The organism is Coxiella endosymbiont of Ornithodoros amblus (assembly GCF_019425495.1).
Taxonomy (GTDB): Bacteria; Pseudomonadota; Gammaproteobacteria; order Coxiellales; family Coxiellaceae; genus Coxiella.
This window is the reverse complement of record NZ_VFIV01000100.1, coordinates 24580-44298: the sequence shown is the minus strand read 5'-3', so window position 1 is coordinate 44298 and position 19719 is coordinate 24580. Positions and strand designations below refer to the sequence as shown.

Sequence of the window (19719 nt, the reverse complement as noted above, 5' to 3'; positions counted from 1 at the left end):
CCAATTCGTTCGCTCTATCAGGAGATAACACTCCTGCTCCGATCCAAGCGCAGCGCTAAAAATCCAGCGGCGATTTGCAGAAAATCAATCTGAAATAAGCCACAAAATCGTTGCAGTCGTCGATAACGCGAGCTGACTTTCGCCTCCCCTCCAAAGGCTAAGGCAATCTCAGTTAAATTAATCGTTTTTACCGCAAATAAACTTAACAGCATGCCCACAAAGCAGCTCTTTCGCGCTTTGTTCCACCCTAAATATCCATTTTAAACTGGTTACTAACCCACTGATGTCTTTCATCAAGAACCCCTTATCCTTCAATAACATCAGGAATTCTACTGAATACTCAGCAGCTTTTCTGACCATTTCATCAACTTAACTGCTTTTGTTATGTATAGAGGTTTTCAAAAATGACATTAAGTCATAACACAATAACTCTGTACCTTCACGCTTAATCGCAGAAATTTTATAAACAGGGCCTTTCCAATTGAGTCGATTTATAATTTCCTGACACTGCACTTGCGTGACCTCAGGAGGCAGTAAATCAATCTTATTAAAAACCAACCAGCGTGGTTTTTGCGAGAGGTTTTGACCAAATTGTTCGAGTTCGCTGATGATCCCCTGAATAGATTGAACGGGATCAGAACCATCTAAGGGAGTGATATCGACAATATGTAATAATAATTGGGCTCGTTCTAAATGTTTGAGAAACTGAACGCCGAGGCCTGCGCCCTCGCTAGCACCTTCAATTAACCCCGGGATATCCGCAATAACAAAGCTTCGGTATTCTTCCACGCGAACAACGCCTAAGTGCGGATACAATGTTGTAAAAGGGTAATCCGCAATTTTGGGGATTGCCTTGGAGACAGCATGCATGAAGGTGGACTTTCCGGAATTGGGCAACCCAAGTAAACCGACATCAGCTAATAGCTTAAGTTCAAGTTTAAGTTCGCGGGCTTCACCCTCTTCTCCAAAGGTGGTCTTCTGAGGAGCGCGATTGGTGCTGCTTTTAAAGTGCGTGTTTCCTAGACCATGCCGACCCCCGCGAGCGACGCAGAGTTTATCACCAGCCTTAATCAGATCACCAATAAGCTCGCTCGTTTGTTTGTCGTAAACGGTTGTGCCGAGGGGCACCGGAACTATTAAATCTTCACCCTTTTTCCCACTTCGGAGCCGTCCCATACCAGGCTGCCCGTTTTGCGCCCGTAATAAACGTTGATAGTAAAATTCGACTAAAGTACTGACGGATTTATTTGCTACAAAATAAACATTGCCACCGTCGCCACCGTCGCCACCATCTGGCCCACCGCGAGGTATAAATTTCTCACGACGAAAGCTAAGGCAACCATGCCCCCCATCGCCTGCTTCTACACGCACAAATACCTCGTCAACGAATTTCATGCTTTAGTCTACTCAACCTCATTCTTAATAAATGGAGCCTGATCAAGACCCGCACAAGTTTTACATAAAAGAAGAACACTTCTCTTCCACCCTTTCCACTTACCGGAAATGGTGGAAGAGAGGAAATTATCTGAGACGGCAGAGTAGTCGCAACAAAGGATAATTCTAAGACTGCCTTTCTTCAAGCGGCTCAATGGAGACAAAGTTACGCTTCTTCGGACCCTTGCGTGTAAATTTTACTTTGCCTTCGACCAATGCATACAAGGTATGATCACGACCTACACCCATATTTTCATCAGGACGATAATGCGTACCTCGTTGTCGAACAATAATATTCCCCGCAAGCACACGCTCTCCCCCAAAGCGCTTAACACCCAGCATTTTAGGATTGGAATCACGTCCATTTCGCGTACTACCACCGGCTTTTTTATGCGCCATCTGTTTTCACCTCTTTTTTCGCCTTTCCTAATGCTATTCTCATAATTTTAACTGCGGTAAAGGCTTGTCGATGTCGTTTCCGTTTCATGTGATGTTTACGGCGTTTGAACTTGATGATTTCAATTTTGGCTTGCCGCCCCTGATCTACCACTTCCGCCGTCACCGCTGCGTTTTTCACGGAAGGCGTTCCGATGTAAAGCTCATCACCTGCTGCAACCATCAATACATTATTAAATTTCACGGGTTGACCGACACCTTGCGCCAACTTCTCTACTTTTAACATTTGCCCTTCGGTAACGCGGTGCTGCTTACCTCCGGTTTTAATGATTGCATACATCATCAAATCCTCTGCTAATCAGAAAGAGGTACATTTTACGGAATCTTTTGGGAGATGACAAGCATGAGGACCAGGCGTCTATGAGTTGGCAGATAGGCGAGGGGGCGGGAATTGAGGCATAACAACTGAATTGGTGGATAATACTTTCATAGCCAGGAAATTCTTTTAATAAATCAGTCTCATCAGCTATTTCAAAATCCCGAAAATCAAATCCTGGCAAAACAGCGCAACCATACAAACCCCACAACTCATAGACCCTTTTACAGTAGCCGAAAACCAAACGCCTGCCTTTACTGCAAGCTAAAGCTTCGACTCCCCCCCATCAACTAATGGATCGCCTACAATAGCCCGATTATACTTCCTCGAAATGGGATCTAAATAAATAAAAATGGGATGATCAAGCTCCCTGCATGATGATACCAAACTTCGTCAATTTTATCCGGTGTCAAGCGAAAAAATCGCTTCTTGGCAAAAGATAATAAATTAGACGTGCTGCAGGGCCGTTCGCCATCTTCAAATTCTTAACAGCACATTAACTACTGCTCTTTACTCAGCGTATAAATCTTCTCTTTACGCATTAGTCACCGGATTATTAAAGCTCCTTACGCACAAACAAGCGACATTAAAATCTTTACACGTTTGGTAAAATGCTGCGGTCTCGATATCAATAGCATCTGCGGATTTATCTTTAAAAACAATTTCTTATAATCTTTAAATCTTTATACTAAGTTAAAAAGACCCAAAGGAAAAATCCCTTTACATGAGTAGATCTCCCATTACATGAAGGGTCTTTTTCTGGTGCGTTCGTTCTGATTGTGAGTTTACGCTTTGATATAGAAAGATTCTAGAAAGATTGAAATCAGCCATGGCTGAATTATTGGTGAGTAATTTCTGCTCATTGCTTACACTGAGGACAGAAAGATTGGCAAGTTTTTATTTCTTCGTGGCGAAAACAATTCGTCGTATGGTCATTAACCATCCCCACCGCCTGCATGAAAGCATAACAAATCGTGCTCCCAACAAACTTAAATCCTCGCTTTTTCAGATCCTTGGACAAAACATCCGAGATAGGTGATTGAGTAGGTATTTGCTTGGAATTTTTCCACTGATTCTGGATAGGATGCCCACCGACAAAATGCCATATGTAATCGGAGAAGTCCCCCCCCTTTTTTTTAACTTCCAAAAACGTTTTTGCATTGTCTATAGTAGCTTGAATTTTTAATTTATTGCGAATAATGCCAGCATTTTCTAATAAGCGATCTATTTTACGCGGGTTATATTTTGAAATAATTGATGCGTCGAAATTATTGAAAGAGTCTCGATAGTTGTTTCGCTTTCTTAGAATAGTCAACCAGCTTAAACCAGTCTGCATCCCTTCTAAAATTAAAAATTCAAACAACAATCGATCGTCATAGATGGGAACTCCCCATTCCAGATCATGATAATGAATGTAAAGAGGATCATTGCTTACCCAGGCGCATCGCTCCTTGGGAATATTAGTTTTCTTTTTATTCATGAGATCTCCTGCACTTACAGTCACTCCAATAATTTAAAAAGTCAGAGTTACTTGACAGTTCCAAAGAACCACCCCTAGCATGTGGAACCATGAAAGCGACGCTTAAAAAAGACACATTTGAGATCGAATCCCTTCGACAGCCCGTGCGAAAGGACATTGAAGCAGTGGATGCACTGGTTGTCAAAGAACTTTCTTCGGATGTGCCTTTGATTGAGACCATCACCCAGCATATTATTCAAAGTGGTGGGAAACGGCTACGACCGCTGGTTGTGTTGTTGACAGCACGCGCTTGCGGTTACAGGCAAGACGTTGAAAATCAGGAACTCGCGACGGTTATCGAATTTATCCATACAGCGACCTTACTTCACGACGACGTGGTTGATAAATCAACGCAACGCCGCGGTCAAAAGACCGCTAATGCGCTCTGGGGGAATTCTGCGAGCGTGTTGCTTGGAGATTTTTTGTATTCCCGTGCCTTTCAGATTTTGGCACGGCGTAGTAACGTTCCTGTAATGAAAATACTCGCGACAACCACGAACCAAATCTCAGAAGGAGAAGTGTGGCAGTTGATGAATCAAAATGATCCCGATATCGATGAGGCGACTTACTACGAAGTGATTCGCCGTAAAACGGCTCAGTTATTTTCCGCTGCCGCTGAAATCGGTGCTATTGTCGCAGCAAAAAATAAAACCTGGCAAAAATCCATGGCCGCATTCGGTTTGCATTTAGGCATGGCTTACCAAATTATTGATGATCTTTTAGATTACAGCAAAGATGCTTCGGCACTTGATAAAAATGTGGGAGATGACTTGGCGGAAGGGAGAGCCACACTTCCCTTGATTTACGCTAAACAACAAGCGCAACCCGCTCAAGCCGAACACATCCGCGAAGCTATTAAAAATGGGGGCCTGAATGGTTTGCAGTGGATAATGAAGCTTATGGATGAAACTCGGGCCAGAGAATACACTCAACAATGTGCTCTGAGGCAAGCAGAAAAAGCGCATACTTACTTACAGCAACTTCCGCCCTCACCCTATCGAGATGCGTTGAACGCGCTAACGCAGTTTGTAGTAAGCCGTCATTATTAATCAATTGCGATGTGGGGGACCTATCCAGTAAACTTCGCACATCGTTGGAAACCTACTTTTTCTAAACGGGGTGTAGCTCAGCCTGGTAGAGCACTGCCTTCGGGAGGCAGGGGCCAGAGGTTCGAATCCTCTCACCCCGATTTAATAATCAATAGCGCGTAGGCTAGCTGAGCTTGCAAAGCTCAACGGTGCGAGATTTTATTCTCAAAAACTAGCATTCTTATCAAGATCAGCAGCCAAGTTGGCAGGAAAAATACCTTTAGCAAAATAACAATGAATACTTGAATATTGCCGGTCAATAGGATTTTTTCACATACCCATATTTTACTTGATTGTAATGAATGTAATTGACATCCTTTCCAAAATCATCTTCATTACAAATAAATGTGTTCCAAAAATCATCTTTGCCAAATTTCTCATTCTCCTTTTGATTTCTGAATCGTAGAAATTCTTTCAAATTTTTCTATTGAACGAGAAAAATAACCTTTAATTAAATTCCATCGTTGAGAATATTTTGCGTCATTTTCTGGTAACGATATAATCATACGGAGATGCAACATATTTCTTAATCACTCCTTTTACTTTCTTAACCGTTAATTGTTTTAACATAAAATAAATTCATACCAGCCTCTAAACAAACAGGTTTGTAAGATCCATCATAATTAGTGGTAATAGCTACAATAGGTACACGCAATTTGTTATTTTCTATCTTTCTTATTTCTTCTGTCACTTCTATGCCATTCATATCTGGCAACCCTACATTAATAAAAATGAGTTCATATTTATTTTTTGAAACATTTCAAGCGCTTTTTGTCCGGTTTCAGCAATATCTACGTGATCTCCTAAAATATATCAAAGTTACTTTCGCTATTTTTTTAGCTATTTCAAGGTCTTATACTATCAATTCTTAATACCAATATTTAAAAATTCTCCTTAAGATTCAACAAAATCGTCACTTAAAGGAAGCTTAAAATGTATCGTGCAAATAAATTGCGTTCCTTTCTCATACTCGCTAATTAAGTCGATCTCCCACTCCATTTCATGAATAAATTGTTTAACAATCCGCAATCCAAGGCCAATGCCTTTATAAAATCCTTTATTTTAAAGTGACAACCGAGAAAATTTCTCAAAAATATATTCTTTTTTTCTTTAGGGGTACCAATACCTGTGTCTTCAACAATAAATCGAACGATAACAAATTTATCCGTTTTTCGGACTAAATTTGATTTTAACTTAGCATACTTTTGTACAGTAAAGTTAATTGCGGTGATTAACAAGTTAATAATAATTCTATGAAGTCGATAGCGATCACCAATTAAAATTAGAGGCACACTGGAATAATAATCTAATTTTAATTTTAACTGTTTGTAGATTTAATCCGGTTGCTCAATTTTTATGGAACTGTCAAGAAATTTTTTTAGATCAAATTTATTTTTAAAAACAGATAGTAGCCAAGATTAAAATTTATAAAAATCCAAAATACTATTACAATAATCAAAAATCTCTTTAGCGAACTGCGTAATATCCCCTAAATATTCCTTTTAACTTTATTCGTTTCATGTTCCAATAAATAATTAGCTATCCCAAACACCATTTAAGGGTGTTCGAATATCGTGTTCCATATTTCGCATAAATTCAGTTTTAAAAAGGTCAGCCTGTTCAGCTATTTCTTTTGCTTTTCTCAATTCAGCTTCTATACTTTTAAGACGGGTGATATTAATCGTATTTCCAACAATACCTACGACGTTACCTTTTTCATCTAACAACGTTCTTTTATTTGAAAACTGAGAGATCCGCTCTCCTGAAAGAAAGATATTCACTTCCTCTCTCGCTATCATTTTTCATTTTTTATGACCTATAAGTCATTTTTTCTAAATTCATCAGCGGTTTATTTTTTAAAGAGTTCGTAATCCGTTTTATCTATAACATCGTTTGGTTTCTATAAGAATCCCATTTTCCGCAAACTTTCATTTTCCGTGGCGATTAGTCATAACAACACTCCCTTTCTTTCTTTCCAATAAATATCGCCATGAACGTTATCAACAATGTACTTTAATTTAAAATTTTCTGCTTTCAACTGTTCCACAGTTTTTTTAATTTAGCCACTTCATAGCGAGTATTCGTTTTCCAGAGTTAATAAAAATAAATGATTAAACAGATATATTGTAAAGTACAATCATTTATTTGATTGAAAAATATCTAAATAGGTATATTTTAACCTTACATCTATAGACTGTCGCTGTTTAAGATCCTATAGAGGATTTCGTTTATCCGTTTCAAAACATAACAGTGTCACATGGAGTAGTAACTGTTAAAAAACCTCGTACTTTAAGAGGCTGGAAATATGCATTTAAGTTCTTTCACTAGTATTCGTTGGAATTCCCACTGGCTATTATTTTACGTTGCAATAAGAAGTCAAACAGGTTTTAAAGTCACCCGTATATTGGCGAGCTTGGCTATTGCTTCTCAAAAACAGAGTCGACCCTTTTCTGCTCACCCTCCCCCCCTTCCACCAGTCTTTGATCGCTCACAAGTTGTATCGTCCACATCGACAGAAACCACTCTGCTTTTTATTTACCCCACATCATTTTTCAACAAGGTCTTTACCTCGTCTTCCCATTTTGGACACGATGATTAATAAGGACTTAGCTGAAACAATTTTTTTTACCTTTAAAAATAAAATCCATTGTTTATATTCATCACCCATTACAAACGTCTGTGAATTTAATTGAGACACTAATCAGTCTGGTAGCTAACCCTCAGAATATTTTTGTTCTTGGTAAGCATTATTCCGAATGTCAATTGGTCGTTGAACAAATAAAACAGTTTGGTGTTTTTTATCAGACATGCTCGATACAGATCAGTTTATGAAAATTTTCTAAAAATTTTATCCGAGATATTAATTGGTTATAGTTTAATGTAATGACTCATATAAAAGAAGACGTTGAGGAGATTTTAATTTTTGATCATAGCGGATATTATTTTTCATTTATTCCTGAAAAAATATTACGAAAATATAAAGTGATAGGAGTAGAAAAAACGACAGCGAGGTTAATAAATCTAAATGCACAGGTGTTTCCTCCTTTTCCTTTGTTTGGAGTCGATAATTAAGACACAAAAAAATTATAGAATCGCCTCTTATTACAGAAGCTACAATAAAAAATTACTGCCTTTAATATCGATCAAGGAAAATAATTTAATGTTCGGTGTCATAGGGTATGGATCCATTGGAAAGGCTATTAGCGATAAATTGTTATCGATGAATCATAAAGTCATCGTGTATGAAAATGATCCTAATCACTTAAGAATTGTAAATAAGATAAAAATTTAGTCACTACAAATGAATTATCGGAACTTGTAGAATTTTATGATTATATTTTTTTTGCACAGGTCGTGATGTCGCTACTTCAATTGATTCCTTTAGACTTTCTCATAAAAATAAAACTTTAATTAATTGTTCTTCTGAAGATAAAGAATTTCTGTCTCTATTACAACTTATCTAAAAAGAAAATAATGCTAAAGTAGCTGAAAAACCTTTGTCTGATGTTGAATATAAGACGGATATGAGCGACACTATCCGTATTCTTCGTTGATAATTTCCGATTAATTTCGATAATTCTGGTGAATCTGTTACTGCAAATGATATTCAATTTACTCGAGAACTTGTACTAGGGAGCGTATTATAAGCTATTCAATTTTTCAAAAAACCTGGAGATATTAAAGAAAGGCGGCGTTTATGCACTCGACCCTCAAATTCAAAGTTTTATAATTCGAGAATGGCTAAAATATCAACCAGATCAAAGTGTTAAAAAGGATATTATTGATAAATCCAAAAATAAAGAATAGATTTTAGAACATTCTGTAGGAACTTAGTAATCATGTGAGATTTTTTAAGAAAATTATACTGACAGAGACACTCACCATTTTCTACTAAAATAATTTAAATGTAAAAAAATCACGTAAGTTATACTGAACTTGTGAAGCTAAACAGTATAAAATTTATTTTATAAAAAATTGTCATCCTTATCAAGTTTAGCAGTCCAGCTTGCAAGAAAAATACCTTTAGCAATCTAACAATGAAAATTTGATTAGACTCTGCGATATTGTATTATTTTTCTTTCTTTTTTGTTTGGCTTCGCAAGTTTAGTATAACTTACGTGCTTTATCATAAACTACTAACTATAACTAGATGAATTAAAAGACTCGGACGATGAATATTAAAATCTAAAAATGTAAATATAGCTTATGGTTTTCAGTATCTTGATCATTTGTAGAGACTCTTAAATAGGAAAAATAGGAGTTGCAAAGTGGGTGTATGAATTTAAACAAATCTATGAAATCAATGTGTGCAGTGAAGGCGACATTGCTGAAGATACAAGTTTTATGACGCTATAGAATGTTCTTTAGGGGTGATTTTTTCTGTTCTTCCAGAAGCTCTTTCCAATAGATTATTAGAAAAACATGGATACTCGACCTGAAGAACAAGACACCACGAAAATACTGTGACACGACAGTCGCTATTTCTATAGTAAGAGTGGATTGCACAGCATATTTAAGAAATTTTAAGATCGATCCGATCATATTAACGTTTTTAACAATTTCCTTTTTTGCTTATATTACTTTATAATCTTAAAGACTTCTCAAAAGATATTTACTACCTTAGGAGCATGAATTTCTCGAAATTCAGTGTTATATCCTCGCTGTGTCTTACTCCTAAGTCTCCTAGTTGCGTCGATTCAACCTACAAAGTCATCTCCTCAGCAATCTTTTCTTGAATTTTTTTAAGCACTTTATTCAATTGTATTAGTTTTATTCGAATCACTGTATCTTTTTTATTCGTTAATTCTAAAACTTTAACAGCCATTAACTCGAAGAGCTGATCTCCAAGCAACGTTAATGCGTTCGATAAACAAAGGGAAAACCATCTTCTAAATGTCCCGATTGTTGAGGCAGTTTGGCAAAAGATAACTTCTTTTTTTGAGTTTGATAATTCCGTATTAGATTACCCATCTATTTATTGACAATTTCAGTTAATTTACACACCGCTAGTTTATTTCCATTTCGATAGGATAAGTGGATATAGTAATTATCAACAGTTTTTTCATCATTTAAAATAAAAATAAAAAAACGCTCGCGATCGACTACTGTATGAGTAGCCTCATTGTCTAAGGAATGGAATTCTAATCCAAAGGCTTCAAATTTTTCTGGCAAAGAAGAATCTGGATTTTTATACCGAGTCTAATAATCATTAGTCATTACAACAATATAGATCTTACGCAATTTTTTCTTCAACGGAGTCTTTGTTCGATCCGCTTTCCGCATCTCTTTCTTTTAGCCGACGAATCCGAGATTCAGTTAAGCCTAATCCCTCGCAAACATAATCGGTGACTTCATCATTCTTAAAAACAGCGTTACACAATAACGATATTGAATATATTATCTTTTTTACGGAAAGGGACTGCGAATTCGCGTATCGGAAAACAAATTTAGGATATCTTTTTTCGTCTTCTTCCAAACACTGAAAAAATTCTTACTCGGTAGTGAGCTGCAAGTAAAGACCTTCTAATTTGCGACGGCTTGCTTCCTGCATTGGTGAAACATTATAACCAACCAAGATCTTATAAGCTTTTATAATTTCTTTATACACAGCCCGATGATAATCGTATTCAGCACGAGTTACTGGGGTCGCTGACGCCTTCGCTGGCTTCATTGATTGCTTGAACCAGTTTTGGACAGCTTCTTTTGTTTTCGAGGAATCCCCCCGGGGGATGTGAGATGTTTTATCTTTTCTCAATTCGTCAGGATGCCAAATAAGAACTAACTTGTGATAGGATTTTCTCATCACTTCGTTGCTCGCATCCGAAGTCAGCGCTAAAACGGAATAATAATCCTTTCTGGAATTAAATTTTTTATAGTAAACTTTTCTGTTAATTGATGTCATTAACGAGTCAGTGTTTTTTTCTTCCGCTTCGTTTTCATCAACTTCATCGTCTAGTTCCCCATCATTCCGTTGAACGGCGCAGAACGAAGCAGTTCCGTCAAAGAAACGAATGGGAACCACTTCCTGCTCTGTAAGCGCCGCCCCACGAGAACATAATTCCACTTCAGTGCCATAGGTTCTCGTAGCCAACGATTGACCGGACTCTTTGCGTCGAGCTGCTTTTCTTTCCGGAATTAACCTTTTCTGCAAGTGATTGATCTAATAGCAATCCAGGTGAGACGCACACAAAAACTGTGTGAGTTGTTGCACATCCGGAAGTCGTTTTTGCTTAATTTTTGTATTTAAAAAGAAACGGGTAGATCAGTGCGAAATGGCCTCTTTCGTTTTGCTGCTGTATTCCACCAGTTTGGCACGCATTTCTTCGCTAAACGGCGTAGGCGTTATCGAGGTATTTCAGATCAACTCTAACAAAGGGCAGTTATAAGGGGTTCGAAAAGCCGGTGAGGCCATGCCGCCACCATTCTATAATAAAACTCCATCGCCACGAAGAGAATTTTCTTATCTGTTTCATCAATAGCCACCATACACTGCGCTGCGGGATAATCAAATAAGGACTTCCGATCTCCCTCCTCATCCTCCCAAAATAACTTGTCAGATAAACTCACTTCAATAAATCGGCTGGCTTTTAACCATTCGCTATCTCTAGCAAGTTCGCTTCTATCCTGAAAGGCAATTTCTATTTTAAATTGAAAATCTTAGCAAAATTTCTCTTTATTTTTTGGATTATCAGATTCGCTGTGTCGTTTGTTCAAAAACGCTTGTCTTTCTTTACAATCCAGAGACGTGGATTCCAGTCTATATCGTTTCCCATTAAATCAAGTAAGAATATTTTCTTAAGGAAGAAAAAGAAGCTTAAGCCATTTTTTCTATTTCTAGAGTGATAAATCCGCGCAAGTGCTCGTGGGCAAGCGCTTCAGTAGTCTGATCGTTTAAACTACATTGAGCAATTGTAGCTCCGATATTTTCCTTTGCCACATCTCAGGCTTCTTCTAAATCCGCTTTTAATATTTTTTCTATTCCTCATTTAACTATTTAGGATAGCCTTTCTTATCAGCGAAATTCTTAAATATTTCCACTTTCGTTTTGAGAAAAAGCAACTGGCATTTCGCATTTAGGCATCTCACTAAGCCGAGCCTCTTTGAATTTCCTTAAATAAATTTGACGAGGAGAAACCAATGATGGCCCTAATAAAAAATAAAGATGAGGTAGCCCGATTCCATTGCATTGATCAACAGCTTTTCTTAGCTGGACTATTCGCTAAAGAACGATTATATCGAGAAAGTGCGGAAAATTTATTCAGTCCAACGGTGAAATTTTATTCTATAAAACAATCATCCTTGGGAAAATAATTGGCAACGGTAATAAATACTGGAGTAAGAGCCTGAGATATTGCTTGTTGCTTCTATCTTGTTTCGCTTCGCAAGATCAGCCGAACCTACGCGTTACGGAACTACTTTAGATCACGAAATCCAGGAGATTTTTTTCTAAAGCGCTTGCACATAATCCTGTTTATTTTGAACATACCCTCGTCGATCATGAGCGAATTACTAAGCAGTTCAATTTTTAAATCGGCGTACTTTTTAACTTTAGAGAGGTGAAATTTAAGGTAATCACAAAAATAAAGATGCCTTATAATTTTTCGGTCGCCTGTCTTGAATGTATGTACATAAAGCGATGTCCTAGAATGCAATATTCTCCAAAAGATTCATAGCATAATTTTTCTATTTGGTCATTAAATTTATCCACTAATCGTATATCTTTCACTTCAAGACCAAGAAAAAATGTACTACCAATATGGTGGATTTCAGAAAATATATCTTAAAAATTAACTTAATCAGAAAATCTTATTTTTCAAATTCGTTTGAGCAATCAGGATCACATGGAATAACTTCAATAATTTATTACCCTTTATTCATAAGTTTTTTAAAAATTATTGAAATCTCATCATATAAATTTGGCTCAGCTCAACCATGCGCTGTAATAAATACTTTCGTCATTTCCGTAATGGTGATAATCTATCATAGAGTAAGTTTAAAATTTCAATTACATAAAACTAATCCATTATCGAAATTTTAAGTCGATAAAATGAAACTTTTAGAAATGAAGAAATTATTATTAAAAGGTAAATGAACTACAGTAAAAAATGATGACTTATAAAATTAATCTGAACTACCAATCAAAAAATTTCGATAAACACATTCGTTTTTTAGTTTTACATTATAAAACTGATAATTTTGAAGAATCCTTTTAAATCTTGACGAAAGAATTTTTTGAAGCAAATGTTCATTATCTTATTCCTAAATCACTAATCGATAGAAAAAAAGATTTTTCAACTTATCCTGGAAAAAACTGTGCATGGAATTCGGGAATCAGTTTCTGGAAAGATCGCATACATCTCAACAACTTATCAGGAGGAAGGTGAAAAAATAGATTGGTTCCTATTTCTTGATTATCAAATAGAATTAACATTGAATTGATGAAATAAATTATTGAGCATTATCAACTTCACCCAACCTGCGTTGTCGGCCATTCTGATATTTCGCCAGGAAGAAAAGCAGATCTGGGTCCTCTATTCCCATGGAAAAGACTATACGAGCAGGGTATTGGCGCCTTGTATGACGATGAATTCAAAAAAGAATTGAGCACAGCACAGACTTTCATGAAACGACTGATATTCGGTGTTTACAAAGACATTTAAAAGCTTACGGCTATTCAATTAAGGAAACGGTAGAATTGGATAAAAAAACAAACAACTTGTTTTCACTTTTCAAATGCACTTTCAAAAAAGCGATTATTCAGGCGTCCCAGATAAAGAAACTTATGCGATACTCTATGCGCTGGTTAAAAAATATTTTTCTGAAAAAATTTACTTACCACTAAGTTGATTAAAGAAATACGATCATTTTCTCAGGGATAATAGATTTTTTAATTTTTGTAAACGCCTAGAGAAGTGTAGGCACGATGCACAGTCACGTACAAAGGCGTATTTTAATACCATTTTCCTTTATTTTTGCTGAGCAAACAGATAGCCCCCGAAACAGGCAGCGTTACCACTTACACACTTTGATGAGTCCCTTTTACGATAGAAATGTATTCGGTTAATAACATTAATTGAGAAAACATTATTGAGGTCACAATTATCTTAATAAAATTTCGTTATAAAACTGAATCAGTAATTCTTATTATTAGGTTCGTTCCTATACTCATCTATCTTTTTCAAAATTTATTAATCTTAATAACATATCCTCAGATAACGAAACCCGAGTTTTAGAACCCTCTTCTGCTCTGCGTAGAGAGTCTGAAGAAGAACGATTAATGCTGCCAATTCTACTGCAACTCTCTTTACAAATCGGACTTATTGAACTTTGTAATGCATTGAATAAAAAAATGTGACGACACATAATTACTGAATCCAAAGTAGATTTCATTGAAAATTTCAAGAAAGAACATCCTCATCTTAGCAGAATAGTGGAAAGTCATTTAATAAAATCGGAAAGAAACCGATAATCGAAGAGTATTTATTACATTATTACCGTATTCCAAAAGCGAGTTGAGGTCTGCCAAAGCATGGTCGCTCGCTGGAATAAAATAGAGGAATTAATGCAAGGCCTTTTTTATTTGATAAAAATAACTACTTCTGATCAATTAGAGTCTTTAAGTAAAGAAGAAAATAAGTTCATAAAGAAACTCTCTAGCGTCTCAAATACTATTAATAAAATCTCTCTGCATGCAGGCTTGCTATTTAAAAAAGAAAGTGAGGAGACCTCTATTGATTTTAAAAAAACTTACGCCTTAATACAGGATTGGGTTAAAAATAAAGAACCTCTTTCAGAAATTGATATAAGAACATTGAAAAAATTAAATTTTCTTTTAACTAAAGGCCGCGGTTCTAGTGATTTTCGCGATAAATCCATGATTAGCCCTAGGATGCGACGATTATTTTACCTACTTTACGACTTAGATAGCGTCTCGAATGATATCATTAATTTTCTAAGATCAGACCCCACCACAATTTATAAAGCGATAACAGTTCAAGAATTGTTGTTATGAGACCATTTATTTTGTGATGCCAATCACTGACTTGCATCGCTGATTCGGATTTAGGTCTTAGAAACTCATGGAGTTCCGGCCAATGTTATCTCTACTGAGGATCCAGAATGACTCATGCTGCTGGTGAAGCTGTTACGGATGCCAGGTACTATTCCCCAAGAAGAGCTGAAACAGTTAGAATTTAATTCCAAAGATGCAGATAAGTTAGCAGGTCGGTGCTTTCCTTACGCATCACGATTTCTTAACAATATTTGTCTTTTTTCTCGAATCGAACTAAGTTTAGAAAGTCTCTATGTCAAACGTATGGAAATCTTGTATAAAATCTTACATAATGATTAACGTTGATTTTTTGTCCGGCCATGGCCTGAAAAATCAGTTAAATTATAACACCATTAACTTTGCGATCGATTCTATTATAGCTTCGTTTATCAGCAGCTATCTTCAGCATTATTTCGGATAGCAATCTAACTTTTATTTCCTATTGATTTGCATCATTATTTTTTCTGGTTTGGTACTCCTCTTTTACCGAGAAACACTTTCATTTCAACATTTATGCAAAAATTACGGGATTATTTCACAAAATTTCTACTTTTTACTTCTCGGCATTTTCATAGAAACACTTTAAACAGGGCTACGTAGCGATCTTTAACACAACAGCGCCTTTTTTTAGTCCAAACCTTTTATAGCGGTCAGCCATCACTTAAGGTCATATCGCTCTTCTTATGGGGATTACTTTATTTTCAGGGAATATTGAAAGTCACCTATAATTTTATATCAACAAAAAAATAAATTCAGGTTGCCATTTCGTCTAGATCGTTACCTGTCTTAATCATGCTTTCCCTTACCTTAACTAACCATCCCCCCCTTTTTTTTCATTATTTTTTCAGTGGTATTGTTATTCCTATTCCTCATAGGCGAAGCCATAATATTTTTCCTGAACTAGCGACCTTAGTCAATGCCTGCTTTTTCATTTTGATTTGGTTGACCTTGAGTTTATTCTATACCTAGCTACCTGAATCAAAGTTCATTCTCTATTCCCATTGGCAATTGGCTGTTAAGCATTAACCTATTTTGTTTAATTGGTTACGGTTTCATTTTCCGATTAAACTAAGGTTTATTTGCAATTCTACTATGCTCCAGAATTCATTGATTTTCTGTACTGCACTGATCACGTACTTCTATGCACGCTACTGCAGTGCTCGACAATCAATGAATTCTGATGAGCCTATAGGGGATTGTAAATAGACCTAAATTGGCACTAGTTGCACTCCAAAGGCCGCTAGTCTACGTATTTAAGAAAGGAACTAACTTAAATAAAAGGATTATTTATGACTATTTAAAAATCCGACTCTTCTTACCACCCTATCTTTATCCTTATATCTTTATCCTTATTAGTATTCGGTCTTAGCAGGCTGAGACCAGCGCACCGTTGGCGCGCAACACTAGGGCTGCTGAGGGGGTAAACGGTGCTATGGTGGTGTTACTCTGGTGCAGCCTTGGGGGGGCAGGAGCGCTTACTAGTCGTCGATACCGCCATTACGACTAAAAATCAGCTACCAATCATTTGAGGCTTTTCTGAATTTTTGCCTGCACAAACAAAATCTAAATGTTACTCGGGGATTTTTGTTTCGTGGTACTTCATCTGTGCGAACAAGTTCGCGCAACGGTGACCCAAGAGGAGTGTTTGCCTATTCTCTTTTTTAAATTCCCTGCGCGACCCACCCGCAAGCCGCTCAGAATAAATTTAAAGTTTTTTCAGATTAATAACGAGTATTTCATCGTGGCGAGGAAGTCCTCTTCCGTCCCGATTGCTAGGGGTGACCATCAGGTAAACCATCGGCGCCGCCGCCCAGCACGACGGTTTTCAACCTCCCAAATTCTCCCTCAAAGTATTTGTGGAGGTCATGTTTCTATATTGAATACGTAAAGTGCTTCCCCCCTAAGCCCGACAAAATAAAGTTTCTCCCCAATTAGCCGCGCCGGCTGGGGCCCACATGAGATCGCCACTTTGAAGAATAGGCGACTCAATGTCGCCCCGCGTTTTTCACTGCCTCAAATGATTGGCTAACGATAGTTTTTGCCTGGTTTTATTAGATTAATTTCATCATGCGCGTCAGACCCATGTTCCATTGACCAGAGATTTCCAACTTTATCCCAAGCAACACCTTGAAAATTTCGATGACCGTAAGAATAAACAGAAGAACTTGGAAAAGGATTGTCAGCAGTTATGCTTCTATCGTCTTTAATTCGTAAAATTATTCCTGCAAGAGATTTCAGATTTTGTGCAGCCTTGGCTACTTTGGTGTTCCCCGCAGTGATGTACAGGTAGCAAGGTAACCATCGGGCCCGAATTTGATCCTGCCTCCATCATGCGTGCAGGCAGCGGATATATTATCGAGAATAACTTTTTGATTAATAATCTGATTATTCATTACTTCATAACGAACTGCTTTATTAACATAACGCCAATTAGACTTTAAGTGTAATTAAAGTTAACCCAAATGATTTTGTTGGAAATGCGGGTAAACTGCTATCCCAGATAAACCACTTTCAGCAACGGAAAAAACTTCATCAATTTTAGCGACCACCTTTATCACCGGTTTTTCTGACTGTAAATCGATTAATAAAATCCAGATTTTTCGGTGACTACTAAAAGATTTCGATTGGGAAAAAAATACAGTGTCCAGCGAAGCTCTAAGGCACTGACGAGGACAGAAACCGAGGGTGCTTCGCTAGATCTATGTATTCTCAACGGAGAGCGATTTTGAATTCGGATTAGAATGAAACCTTCTCTCCAATGACTTCCACAACCCAAATACCATGGCAATTACTGCCAGGACCATCAAAAAAATTATAAAAACTGTCACTCTTTCATAAAGGTATTATACATTTTTAACTTTGATACGAAAGGGATTCGATTAAAACGGGTATTTCTAAATTCAATCTGGATAAGCACTAATGGGAAAGTCGCCGCCCTTAGAGTTTGCATTCCTGCTGTCTGCTGGAATGACGAAAAAAGAATATGCATTATAATAGTGAAATTCATAGGATTGATGGGTTTATACAGTGATAAAAATAAAATTGTTAATTATTGAAGATGAAATCGCTATCCGAGATATGATCCGTTTTTCGTTGCCGGATGAGTTTGAACTTCTCGACGCAGAAGATACTGCAAAAGCGATTAAACAATTGACCACTCAAATCCCCGATCTCATCCTATTGGATTGGATGCTTCCCGGAAAAAACGGCATTGAATTTATCGAATGGATAAAACAAAAAGAAGTTTGGCAAGATATTCCTATTGTTTTGTTAACTGCCAAAGCGGAAGAAGAAAATAAAGTCAGAGGTTTAATGAGCGGCGCTGACGATTATATTACAAAACCTTTTTCCCCCCATGAACTAATTGCTAGGATAAGAGCCATACTTCGTCGTGGGCCATTACTTTCCGCCAACCATGAAATTAAAATAGGTGATATTAAAATCAATACAGCAAAACATCTCGTCACTGTTAGAGAGAAATGGATTTCTCTTTCACCCACGGAATATAAAATGCTTCATTTTTTTATGAAACATCCGAATAAAACCTATAGCCGAGATCAGTTGATTACTTATATCTGGGGCGGGAATATTTATATCGATGATCGTACGGTTGACGTTCAAGTTCGTCGATTGCGGAATAAATTAAAAAAATACGATCACCATCATTTAATTAAAACTGTTAGAGGCTCTGGTTACCAGCTTTCAACCGATGATACAAAGAACACATAAATTAAATTTAAAAAAATTACCCAAAGCAGCCAGAGAACATATTAACCAACTCGAACGTATTCGTAGCGATTTCGTTGCCAACGTTTCTCATGAACTTCGCACACCATTGACAGTAATTCGCGGCTATTTAGAGACATTGCTTAAAAAAGAAGTAAGAGACACGAAATCCTATCAAAAAATTTTCCAGCAAATGTATCAACATAGCACGCGAATGGAAACAATCATTGACGATCTTTTGTTGCTTTCTAGGCTAGAAAGCGACGATCATCCTACCAAAGAAAAAAGAAATGTTAATGTCTCTGAAATTTTAAAAATGCTTTGCGCGGATGCCGAACGAATAAGCGGTGAAAAGCAACATCTCATTCAATTAAAAGCCGAACCTAACTTATACATTAGCGGTTCAGAAGAGGAATTAAAAAGTTTGTTTTCTAATATCATCATTAATTCCGTGAAATACACGCCATCCAAAGGCTGGATTAATGTGAAATGGTATCGAGATGACGATCGCGCCGTATTTAGTGTCGTAGATACTGGCATTGGCATCGCCAAGATCCATATCCCCAGAATTACCGAGCGTTTTTATCGTGTAGACAAAGCCCGTTCACGCGAAAGCGGCGGGACGGGACTTGGACTTGCGATTGTCAAACACGTCTTAATGCGTCACGATGGTGAATTACATATTGAAAGCAAACCAGGTAAAGGGAGCATTTTTACCTGCCGATTTCCACTAACTTTCCAAACGATTAAACCAACTCGGAATACTGCTGTAAGACGCGATTAAGGGTTAACAAACGAATATGCGTGTCGAGCAATAAACGAATTACTTACCTTCAAATTGATTAATAATGTCATCAGGCAGTTGAGCATCAAAACAACCACAATTTTATTTTACCTTTCAGAGTCCCTACTTTGCGTTGTGGCTTTACCGCTTCAATAGGAAGCAACTTCGCAATAAGTTTTTCCGCTCTGGTAATAATCACTTCTTCCGCATGCGAAACGGCATCGACTAATTTAGAAAAGTTTATTTTAGCCATATGGATGTTCACCGTACTTATTAGTTTCTCCCCAGGCTAAGTTTAGTTTAGTCTATTTCAAAAACAGAATAGCAATTGTCATCAAATTGTCA

General features: G+C 37.0%; 20 protein-coding genes, 1 tRNA gene and 4 pseudogenes. 9 read left to right on the top strand and 16 right to left on the bottom strand.

What is annotated here, in order from left to right; genetic code table 11:
* Positions 1 to 369 precede the first annotated feature (369 nt).
* The 4 genes and pseudogenes from cgtA to FIV31_RS08105 all read right to left on the bottom strand — a co-directional run bounded on the left by cgtA (position 370) and on the right by FIV31_RS08105 (position 3710).
* On the bottom strand, positions 370 to 1395 hold the full coding sequence (cgtA, locus tag FIV31_RS08120; RefSeq protein WP_280124411.1) for an Obg family GTPase CgtA: 1026 nt from the start codon (positions 1393 to 1395) through the stop codon (positions 370 to 372).
* A 165-nt stretch (positions 1396 to 1560) separates the two neighbouring features.
* Complete coding sequence (rpmA, locus tag FIV31_RS08115; RefSeq protein WP_280124410.1) at positions 1561 to 1833, bottom strand: 50S ribosomal protein L27; 273 nt, start codon at positions 1831 to 1833, stop codon at positions 1561 to 1563.
* Positions 1823 to 2176, bottom strand: a complete 354-nt coding sequence (gene rplU, locus FIV31_RS08110; protein WP_280124409.1) for a 50S ribosomal protein L21 — start codon at positions 2174 to 2176, stop codon at positions 1823 to 1825. Before rplU ends, rpmA begins: the two co-directional genes overlap by 11 nt.
* An 896-nt stretch (positions 2177 to 3072) precedes the next feature.
* Positions 3073 to 3710, bottom strand: a pseudogene (locus FIV31_RS08105) (DNA-3-methyladenine glycosylase I).
* Between the two features lie 65 nt (positions 3711 to 3775).
* Between FIV31_RS08105 and FIV31_RS08100 the strand changes: the two are divergent.
* Together FIV31_RS08100 and FIV31_RS08095 are read left to right on the top strand one after the other, a co-directional pair.
* A complete protein-coding gene (locus FIV31_RS08100) occupies positions 3776 to 4774 on the top strand; it encodes a polyprenyl synthetase family protein (protein ID WP_280124408.1) in 999 nt (332 codons plus the stop codon).
* 66 nt (positions 4775 to 4840) lie between these two features.
* Positions 4841 to 4914: transfer RNA gene (locus tag FIV31_RS08095), tRNA-Pro, on the top strand.
* Between the two features lie 446 nt (positions 4915 to 5360).
* Here FIV31_RS08095 and FIV31_RS08085 read toward each other — a convergent pair.
* From FIV31_RS08085 to FIV31_RS08075, 4 genes and pseudogenes are all read right to left on the bottom strand, one after another.
* Positions 5361 to 5558: pseudogene (locus FIV31_RS08085) on the bottom strand (response regulator); the annotation flags it as partial.
* Positions 5559 to 5707: 149 nt separating this feature from the next.
* The gene (locus FIV31_RS08755) at positions 5708 to 5854 is read right to left on the bottom strand and encodes an ATP-binding protein (RefSeq protein WP_425278288.1); all 147 of its coding nucleotides are present in this window, start codon (positions 5852 to 5854) and stop codon (positions 5708 to 5710) included.
* Between the two features lie 494 nt (positions 5855 to 6348).
* Complete coding sequence (locus FIV31_RS08080) at positions 6349 to 6594, bottom strand: hypothetical protein (RefSeq protein ID WP_280124407.1); 246 nt, start codon at positions 6592 to 6594, stop codon at positions 6349 to 6351.
* Between the two features lie 764 nt (positions 6595 to 7358).
* Complete coding sequence (locus tag FIV31_RS08075; protein WP_280124406.1) at positions 7359 to 7511, bottom strand: hypothetical protein; 153 nt, start codon at positions 7509 to 7511, stop codon at positions 7359 to 7361.
* A gap of 185 nt (positions 7512 to 7696) precedes the next feature.
* On the opposite strand from FIV31_RS08075, the gene FIV31_RS08070 reads away from it, so the two are divergent.
* Complete coding sequence (locus tag FIV31_RS08070) at positions 7697 to 7885, top strand: hypothetical protein (protein WP_280124405.1); 189 nt, start codon at positions 7697 to 7699, stop codon at positions 7883 to 7885.
* Positions 7886 to 7973: 88 nt separating this feature from the next.
* On the top strand, positions 7974 to 8105 hold the full coding sequence (locus FIV31_RS08065) for an NAD-binding protein (RefSeq protein WP_280124404.1): 132 nt from the start codon (positions 7974 to 7976) through the stop codon (positions 8103 to 8105).
* 1410 nt (positions 8106 to 9515) lie between these two features.
* Here the strand turns inward: FIV31_RS08065 and FIV31_RS08060 are convergent.
* The 4 genes from FIV31_RS08060 to FIV31_RS08045 form a co-directional block, all read right to left on the bottom strand.
* Positions 9516 to 9638: a hypothetical protein gene (locus FIV31_RS08060; protein ID WP_280124403.1), complete on the bottom strand. Its 123-nt coding sequence runs from the start codon at positions 9636 to 9638 to the stop codon at positions 9516 to 9518.
* A gap of 146 nt (positions 9639 to 9784) precedes the next feature.
* Complete coding sequence (locus FIV31_RS08055; RefSeq protein WP_280124402.1) at positions 9785 to 9985, bottom strand: hypothetical protein; 201 nt, start codon at positions 9983 to 9985, stop codon at positions 9785 to 9787.
* 319 nt (positions 9986 to 10304) lie between these two features.
* Positions 10305 to 10964 (bottom strand): DnaJ domain-containing protein, encoded by a 660-nt coding sequence (locus tag FIV31_RS08050; RefSeq protein WP_280124401.1) that lies wholly within the window; start codon positions 10962 to 10964, stop codon positions 10305 to 10307.
* Between the two features lie 215 nt (positions 10965 to 11179).
* Positions 11180 to 11380: a hypothetical protein gene (locus FIV31_RS08045; protein ID WP_280124400.1), complete on the bottom strand. Its 201-nt coding sequence runs from the start codon at positions 11378 to 11380 to the stop codon at positions 11180 to 11182.
* A 570-nt stretch (positions 11381 to 11950) separates the two neighbouring features.
* On the opposite strand from FIV31_RS08045, the gene FIV31_RS08040 reads away from it, so the two are divergent.
* On the top strand, positions 11951 to 12124 hold the full coding sequence (locus FIV31_RS08040) for a hypothetical protein (RefSeq protein ID WP_280124399.1): 174 nt from the start codon (positions 11951 to 11953) through the stop codon (positions 12122 to 12124).
* 101 nt (positions 12125 to 12225) lie between these two features.
* On the opposite strand, the gene FIV31_RS08035 is transcribed toward FIV31_RS08040, so the two are convergent.
* Complete coding sequence (locus FIV31_RS08035) at positions 12226 to 12465, bottom strand: GrpB family protein (protein ID WP_280124398.1); 240 nt, start codon at positions 12463 to 12465, stop codon at positions 12226 to 12228.
* A 1301-nt stretch (positions 12466 to 13766) separates the two neighbouring features.
* A pseudogene (locus FIV31_RS08030) lies at positions 13767 to 13898 on the bottom strand (hypothetical protein); the annotation flags it as partial.
* Positions 13899 to 14342: 444 nt separating this feature from the next.
* Here FIV31_RS08030 and FIV31_RS08025 point away from each other — a divergent pair.
* Both FIV31_RS08025 and FIV31_RS08020 read left to right on the top strand, forming a co-directional pair.
* On the top strand, positions 14343 to 14825 hold the full coding sequence (locus tag FIV31_RS08025; protein WP_280124397.1) for a hypothetical protein: 483 nt from the start codon (positions 14343 to 14345) through the stop codon (positions 14823 to 14825).
* 123 nt (positions 14826 to 14948) lie between these two features.
* On the top strand, positions 14949 to 15164 hold the full coding sequence (locus FIV31_RS08020; protein WP_280124396.1) for a hypothetical protein: 216 nt from the start codon (positions 14949 to 14951) through the stop codon (positions 15162 to 15164).
* 1725 nt (positions 15165 to 16889) lie between these two features.
* Here the strand turns inward: FIV31_RS08020 and FIV31_RS08010 are convergent.
* Positions 16890 to 17102, bottom strand: a complete 213-nt coding sequence (locus FIV31_RS08010) for a PQQ-dependent sugar dehydrogenase (RefSeq protein WP_280124412.1) — start codon at positions 17100 to 17102, stop codon at positions 16890 to 16892.
* Between the two features lie 745 nt (positions 17103 to 17847).
* Between FIV31_RS08010 and FIV31_RS08005 the strand changes: the two are divergent.
* A pseudogene (locus FIV31_RS08005) lies at positions 17848 to 18593 on the top strand (response regulator).
* Positions 18574 to 19374, top strand: a complete 801-nt coding sequence (locus FIV31_RS08000; protein ID WP_280124395.1) for an ATP-binding protein — start codon at positions 18574 to 18576, stop codon at positions 19372 to 19374. The pseudogene FIV31_RS08005 and the gene FIV31_RS08000 overlap by 20 nt, the downstream one beginning before the upstream one ends.
* A gap of 85 nt (positions 19375 to 19459) precedes the next feature.
* Here FIV31_RS08000 and FIV31_RS07995 read toward each other — a convergent pair whose 3' ends face one another.
* On the bottom strand, positions 19460 to 19639 hold the full coding sequence (locus FIV31_RS07995) for a type II toxin-antitoxin system Phd/YefM family antitoxin (RefSeq protein WP_280124394.1): 180 nt from the start codon (positions 19637 to 19639) through the stop codon (positions 19460 to 19462).
* Positions 19640 to 19719: the final 80 nt, after the last annotated feature.

Coding starts and splice junctions, on each gene's coding strand:
- cgtA (WP_280124411.1), bottom strand. CDS start 1,395: ATGAAATTCGTTGACGAGGTATTTGTGCGTGTAGAAGCAGGCGATGGG.
- rpmA (WP_280124410.1), bottom strand. CDS start 1,833: ATGGCGCATAAAAAAGCCGGTGGTAGTACGCGAAATGGACGTGATTCC.
- FIV31_RS08100 (WP_280124408.1), top strand. CDS start 3,776: ATGAAAGCGACGCTTAAAAAAGACACATTTGAGATCGAATCCCTTCGA.
- FIV31_RS08070 (WP_280124405.1), top strand. CDS start 7,697: ATGACTCATATAAAAGAAGACGTTGAGGAGATTTTAATTTTTGATCAT.
- FIV31_RS08065 (WP_280124404.1), top strand. CDS start 7,974: ATGTTCGGTGTCATAGGGTATGGATCCATTGGAAAGGCTATTAGCGAT.
- FIV31_RS08060 (WP_280124403.1), bottom strand. CDS start 9,638: ATGGCTGTTAAAGTTTTAGAATTAACGAATAAAAAAGATACAGTGATT.
- FIV31_RS08040 (WP_280124399.1), top strand. CDS start 11,951: ATGATGGCCCTAATAAAAAATAAAGATGAGGTAGCCCGATTCCATTGC.
- FIV31_RS08025 (WP_280124397.1), top strand. CDS start 14,343: ATGGTCGCTCGCTGGAATAAAATAGAGGAATTAATGCAAGGCCTTTTT.
- FIV31_RS08000 (WP_280124395.1), top strand. CDS start 18,574: ATGATACAAAGAACACATAAATTAAATTTAAAAAAATTACCCAAAGCA.